Annotated in this window: 4 protein-coding genes and 1 pseudogene; 4 read left to right on the plus strand and 1 reads right to left on the minus strand. The window is 65.1% G+C overall.

Annotation, left to right across the window (positions count from 1 at the left end):
• Positions 1-242 precede the first annotated feature (242 nt).
• From RM423_RS23795 to RM423_RS23805, 3 genes and pseudogenes are all read left to right on the plus strand, one after another.
• A pseudogene (locus RM423_RS23795) lies at positions 243-1,641 on the plus strand (IS1380 family transposase).
• Positions 1,642-1,838: 197 nt separating this feature from the next.
• Complete coding sequence (locus tag RM423_RS23800) at positions 1,839-2,477, plus strand: formyltransferase family protein (protein ID WP_311425527.1); 639 nt, start codon at positions 1,839-1,841, stop codon at positions 2,475-2,477.
• Positions 2,478-2,633: 156 nt separating this feature from the next.
• A complete protein-coding gene (locus RM423_RS23805; RefSeq protein WP_396327851.1) occupies positions 2,634-3,650 on the plus strand; it encodes a sigma-70 family RNA polymerase sigma factor in 1,017 nt (338 codons plus the stop codon).
• 289 nt (positions 3,651-3,939) lie between these two features.
• Here RM423_RS23805 and RM423_RS23810 read toward each other — a convergent pair whose 3' ends face one another.
• Positions 3,940-5,370 carry an MFS transporter gene (locus RM423_RS23810; RefSeq protein ID WP_311425529.1) on the minus strand — a complete coding sequence of 477 codons (1,431 nt, stop codon included), beginning with the start codon at positions 5,368-5,370 and terminating at the stop codon, positions 3,940-3,942.
• Positions 5,371-5,735: 365 nt separating this feature from the next.
• Here RM423_RS23810 and RM423_RS23815 point away from each other — a divergent pair, with 365 nt between their 5' ends.
• Entirely contained in the window at positions 5,736-6,056 is a 321-nt protein-coding gene (locus RM423_RS23815) for an NIPSNAP family protein (protein WP_311425530.1), read from the plus strand.
• Positions 6,057-6,315: the final 259 nt, after the last annotated feature.

The following is a 6,315-nucleotide window of genomic DNA, read 5'->3' on the forward strand; positions in this document are numbered from 1 at the left end:
CCCAACCCCGCGTCATCAAAAGAAAGATGCCCAAATGGCACGTCAAACGCGCCCACCACGCCACCTGGCCCCGACCCCAACACCCACCCATCTACCAGATCACAACCCACTAACTGAACGGTATTAGACCTAACCCGGTGCTTTCACGGTGACCGCGTGGTGATCAACTGAAAGGTGCTCCAGGCCAGCAAGAATCAGGGTTGCGAAGACCAGATTTATGCGGAGCTTGGAGCACCTTCGGGGTGAAGAATATCGGGTTGTATCCGCGTGTCCAGACCGACACGGCAGCGGTCAAGATCGTCTCCCGGGCCGGGGCGGTGTCTTTGGTCGAGACCGTTCGGGCGTCGGGCCTGGACCGGGGCCTGTCCCAAGCTCTGGCTCGGTGGCGGAAACCGCTGGCGCGGCATGACCCGGGCAAGATCGTCACCGATTTGGCGATCGCGTTGGCGGTGGGCGGGGACTGTTTGGCCGATGTGGCGGTGTTGCGCGCCGAGCCCGGGGTGTTCGGCCTCGTTGCCTCAGATCCGACCGTGTCCCGGCTGGTCGACGCCCTCGCCGCGGACGCCGACCTGGCCCTGAAAGCGATCGACGCCGCGCGGGCCGCGGCCCGGGCTCGGGTGTGGGCCGCCGCCGGAGAACACGCCCCGCACCACGCCGCGAGCGCCGAGAGCCCGGTGGTCATTGACATCGATGCCACCCTGGTCACCGCGCACTCAGAGAAGGAGAACGCGGCCCCGACGTTCAAGCGCGGATTTGGATTCCACCCGTTGCTGACCTTCGTCGACCACGGGTCCGACGGGACTGGCGAACCGCTTTCAGTCCTGCTGCGCAAGGGAAACGCCGGATCGAACACTGCCGCCGACCACATCGCGGTGCTGCGGCGGGCGTTCGCTCAGCTACCTGGGCACCAGCGTGGCCGCCGGCCCGGCAAGGCCGTGTTGGTCCGCGCCGACGGCGCGGGAGGCACCCACGAGCTGCTGTCGTGGCTGTCCGGGCAGCGGGTGCAGTACTCCGTGGGCTTCAGCCTGCCTGACACCTTCACCACGGAGTTGGCCATGCTCGATAGGGCGAGACTGTGGCAGCCGGCCTACGACGGCGACGGTCAGATCCGAGACGGCGCGTTCGTCGCCGAAGCCACCGGCCTGCTCAACCTTGGGTCCTGGCCGGCCGGGATGCGCGTCATCCTCCGCAAAGAACGACCGCACCCCGGCGCGCAGTTGCGGATCACCGACCATGACGGCAACTCCGGTCACCGCCTTCGCCACCAACACGACCAACGGCCAGCTCGCCGACCTCGAACTGCGCCACCGCAGACGGGCAAGGTGTGAGGACCGCATCCGCATCGCCAAAGACAGCGGCCTGCGCAACCTGCCACTGCACGACTTCAATCAGAACCGGATCTGGCTCGCCATCGTGGCCCTGGCCCTCGAGCTCACCGCCTGGCTGCAACTGCTCGCCTTCACCGACCACCCCGCACGACGGTGGGAACCCAAACGACTGCGCCTGCGGCTGTTCTCGATCGCCGCTCGTATCTCCCACCACGGCGGGGGCCGCCGGCTGCGCCTGTCCGCTCACGCACCTTGGACCCAGCTCCTCGCCGCAGGCCTCGACCGGCTCCGGATCATCCCGGCGCCGACCTGAACACCAGCCCACCTGCACCTACAACCAGAACGCCGACCGGCTGGAACCGGCGCACCGAGCGATCTCGGCCAACCGTCATGCCCTCACAGCACAATCGGAAACCACAGAGGCTGCTGCCTCAAGAACGGTCATCAGCAGGCGCCACACGAAAGATCCGGGCTAGGCTCAACCAGAGTCAACCCGGTGGGAGAGAGCCAATGAACGTTTACCTGTCCGGCCAAGGCGGGTTCGGGGTCGCTGTGGCTGAAGCTGTCGTCGGGCAAGGACACACGATTGTCGGTATCGCCGCGCCGCAGCACCGCAAGAGGCACAGCTACGCAGCGGACGGCGAGAATCCGATGACTTGGGATCGGCTCCGCTCCTGGGCTTATTCGCGCGGCATCGAGTGGACCCCTGCATCCGATCTGCGCGCCCAGCACATCCCGGACAAGACCGACGTCGTCCTGGCCGCTCATTCGCACGCCTTCATCGGACGACGGACTCGTGCCCGCGCCCGCGTAGCAGCCATTGGTTATTATCCGAGTTTGCTGCCCCTGCACCGCAGCCGCGACGCCGTACGATGGACCATCCGAGACGCCGACCGGGTGACTGGCGGCTCGGTCTATCAACTGACCGAATGCACCGATGCAGGAGCCATCGCCGCGGAGGAGCATGTCATCGTCCCGCCGCGTTCGACCGCCGAATCGTTGTGGTGTGAACAACTTGCCCCCTGGGTGTTCGCCTCATCCTGCGGGTGTGGACGACCTCGCCCGCGACGTCCACATCGAGGCCCCGCAGGACGAAGCCCTTGCCTCGTGAAAGCCGGCCATGGGCGTCGCTCCCTTGTTCAAGCCTAAACTGATGGAACTCCCCTGCTCCGTCGCCGTTCGCGGCGACGGAGGGGCCCTGATCGGATTCTGATTTCCTGCCCTTCCGCTCCCTCCGTCGGCGCGGGAAGGCCACGCTCGGATGCCGTATAACCGAGCAATCGCCGGGTATAGTGTTTCTTGGTGGTGGCAGAGGAGAGGGCGCGCGTGACAACGACGGAAGAGGGCTTCGAGCACCGGATTGCACCGTTCCGGACGGAGTTGCTGGCGTACTGCTACCGAATGCTTGGCTCGGCTCACGACGCTGAGGACGTGGTCCAGGACATCTACCTGAGGGCGTGGCGGGCTCGGGAGCAGTACGACGAGACTCGTAGCTCGCTGCGCACTTGGCTTTATCGGATCGCGACGAACGCCTGCCTGACCGCCCTGGATGTTCGCGGTCGCCGACCGCTGCCGTCTGGCATGGTGGCCGCGTCGGACCCGCGTGAGCCGCTCGTGCGTGGAGAGAACGTCGCCTGGCTCCAGCCCTTGCCGGACTCTTTGGTAGACGCGGGCGATCCGGCGAGCGCCGTGATCGACCGCAGCAGCCTGCGCCTGGCGTTCGCCGCCGCCCTTCAGCACCTGTCGGCACGTCAGCGTGGTGCACTGATCCTGCGCGACGTGCTCAGCTTCTCGGCGTCCGAGGCAGCGGAAATTCTTGGAACTACCGCCGTATCGGTGAACAGTTCCCTGCAGCGGGCGCGTACGCGTGTGAAGGAAGTCGGGATCCGCCAGGAACGTCTCAGCGAGCCGTCCGCAGTCGAGCAGCGCGCGTTGATCGACCGCTACATGAAGGCATTTGAGCGCGCTGATGTCGAGGGCCTCAAGCGGCTGCTCACCAAGGACGTGGTCATGGAGATGCCGCCGATGATCAATTGGTTCGCCGGCCGCGGCAACTACGGCCTGTTCATGGAATGGGTTTTCGCGAAGTCCGGAACGGACTGGCGTTTGAAGCCGGTCGGGGCTAACGGTCAGCCCGGTTTCGCCGCCTATCAGCGCGTCGGTGACGGGTACGCGCTGCACACGCTCCAGATCTTGACCGTGACTGGCGAGGGCATCAGCCGGAATTCGGTGTTCCGAGATTCCGAGGTCTTCGCGGTCTTCGGCCTGACCGGCGGACTCGACGCCAACGGAATGGTTAACGCCCGGGGTCGTGCCAGCTAGTTCGAGTCAGCTGAGGGGCACGACGGAATTGCAGGCCGCCCTACGACCCGCCTATCGCGTGACGATCTGGCGGCCACGCACCTGTAGCCAACCTGGAAGGAGTACTCGTTGCATCGGGCAAACTCTTTCGGATGCGTAAATCAGACGCCTTGACGGTTCGTCCATCCGTGGTCAACACCGCCCTCGCAATCCGGGGCCTTGTTGCTCGCGCCGCTATTGCCCGCGGCCACCGTACTTGCGGGACCAGGGAGGTCCCGGTTGAGCCACCACACCATCACACCGCCACTACTCAATTCGAGACAGTTCCGGTGGCCAGAGGGGTCGGCTGCGGCTGCTGCGGGCGCGGACTTCGAAGTACAACGCGCGCCACGGCCGCCCCCGGGATCACGCCGAGCGCGGCCACCGCCAGGATCCACGCCGCGGTCGTTTCCATGGCACCCCCTACGACGTGGGAGTGCGTGCCGGCGCGGCCGATGAGGGTCAGGTATATGGAGCCGAAGACCGCAATGCCAGCGACCTGTCCGAGCTGAACTATGGTGGTCAGCAGGCCGCTGGCATCAGCTGCCTGCGCCATCGGCACGTTCAACAGGGACTGGGTCAGCAGCGGGCTCGTCGACAACCCCATGCCGACACCGTTGAGCATCATGCCCACCCACATCAGCGCCCCGCCGGAACTCCCGTCGTGCATGGCGAGTCCGATTAACCCGTAGGAGAGCGCCGAAAGCGCGAGGCCCGAAGGCGCAAGTACCGAATGCAGCCGCTCGGGGAGCTTGCGCCAGTAGAAACCGGCCAGTCCGAAGGTAATGGACATGGGAAGGTAGGTCAATCCGGCGCGTAGGGCGCTTTCCCCCAGCCCCGACTGCAGGTGCAAGGTGAAAACGAACAGGAAGCCGCCGTAGGTCAGCTGGACGCACACCAGGGTGATCATCCCTGCCGCGATACCAGGCGCGTGCAGAACGGCGAAGTTGAGCAACGGGTCTCCGCCTCGGGCCGCAGTCTTGCGCTCGAGCTGGGCGAATACGACCGCCAGCACGATCCCCGCTGCGATACATACAAACGTCCAGGCCGGCCAGCCGAGCTGGCGTCCGAGAACCGCGGGAAGCACCATCAGAAACACTGCGGGCACCGCAACGGCCAGTCCGTATAGATCGAGACGCCGGCGTCCGGTCGGCGCGTCCTTCGGGAGCAGCCGCGGTAACAAGGCGATCAGCACCACCCCGATGGGCACGTTGACGATGAACACCGGGCGCCAGCTTTCGCCGAACAGGTTCGCGTTGACAATGACGCCGCCGAGGACCAGGCCGGCCACCGCACCGGTGGAGAGGACCGCGCCGTAAGCGGAGAGCGCCTGAGCCCGCGCTTTGCCCGCGAACTGCATTTGAATGACACTCATGATCTGCGGCACCATGACGGCCGCGCCGGCGCCTTGAGCAAAGCGGAAAACCACCAGGGTGGTCACGTTGGGCGCCAGCGCGCAGGCTGCGGACATGACGGTGAACGCGACCACTCCCAGCAGGTACATCCGGCGCCGTCCGTATAGGTCACCCAGCCGGGCGCCGGTGATCAGCAGCATCGCGTAGGAAATCATGTAGCCACCGACGACCAACTGCAGGGACGCCCCAGAGGCGTGGAACTGGGTGCCAATCGAAGGCATCGCCACGTTTACGATGAACACGTCGACCAGACCCATGAACTGTCCGAGCAGCAGCAGCGCCAGCATTATCCACCGCCGGCTGACCTCTGCAGCGGGTGCTGCAGTCGCAGGCGAGGCCGACCCTGTCGAGGTCATGGTTCTCTCCGTTCAGTTGCTCCGCCCCCGGGCAACGCGCGGCTCCGCGGCCAGCCGAGGCTCGGTCATACATACCGGCCGGGGCCGCGGAACTCATCGGTCGCGCGACGGGCACTGTGGGAGCTGAACCGTCCGATCGGCAGCAAGGACGGCTTTTACGAAGAAGCCCAGTCGTCGTGCCGAACCTAGGCTCGGCGAGCAGAGCGTTCAATCGCCTTGGATTCAGGCGAACGGCGCCGCTCGCTGCCATCGGTGAAGCAATGGCTACGACCCAAACTGTGAACGGAGTGAACAGAGTGATCTACGAGCTGCGCGAGTATACTGTGGTTCCCGGCCGCCTTCCGGCTCTGATACGCAGGTTCAACGAGCACGGACTGAAGGGAATGTCCAAGCATGGGATGGAGGTTGTCTTCATCTCGCTGACCGAATTCGGCACGAACACCCTGAACGAAATTGTCTACGTGCTGCGGTTCGACTCCTACGATGACCTCGAACGCAAGTGGAAGGCCTTCTTTGCCGACCCGGAATGGATCGAGGCCAAGAGGGTCAGCCAGGTCGATGGCCCCATCGTAGCCTCCCTGCGGCGGCGGATCCTCTCCGCGACGCCGTTCGAGTAATGTCGGCATCGATCGTTTCGGTTCAGCCCTATCCAGCCTAGTCGGCCTGCAGCTGTCGCGCGCAGCCCTTCGCCGTAGCTGTTGACGCATCGGGCTTCCCATTGGGAACCGAGCCGGATATTCGTCGGCGCGCTAACCCGGGGCTTTCATGGTGGCGGCGTGCCGGTGAACTGAAAAGTGCTCCAGGTCAACGATGATCGAGGTTCTTGAGGCCAGATCGTCGTCAACAAGGAGCACCTTCAGGGTGAAGAATATCGGT

The sequence above is a fragment of the Jatrophihabitans lederbergiae genome, assembly GCF_031845305.1.
Lineage (GTDB): Bacteria > Actinomycetota > Actinomycetes > Mycobacteriales > Jatrophihabitantaceae > Jatrophihabitans_A > Jatrophihabitans_A lederbergiae.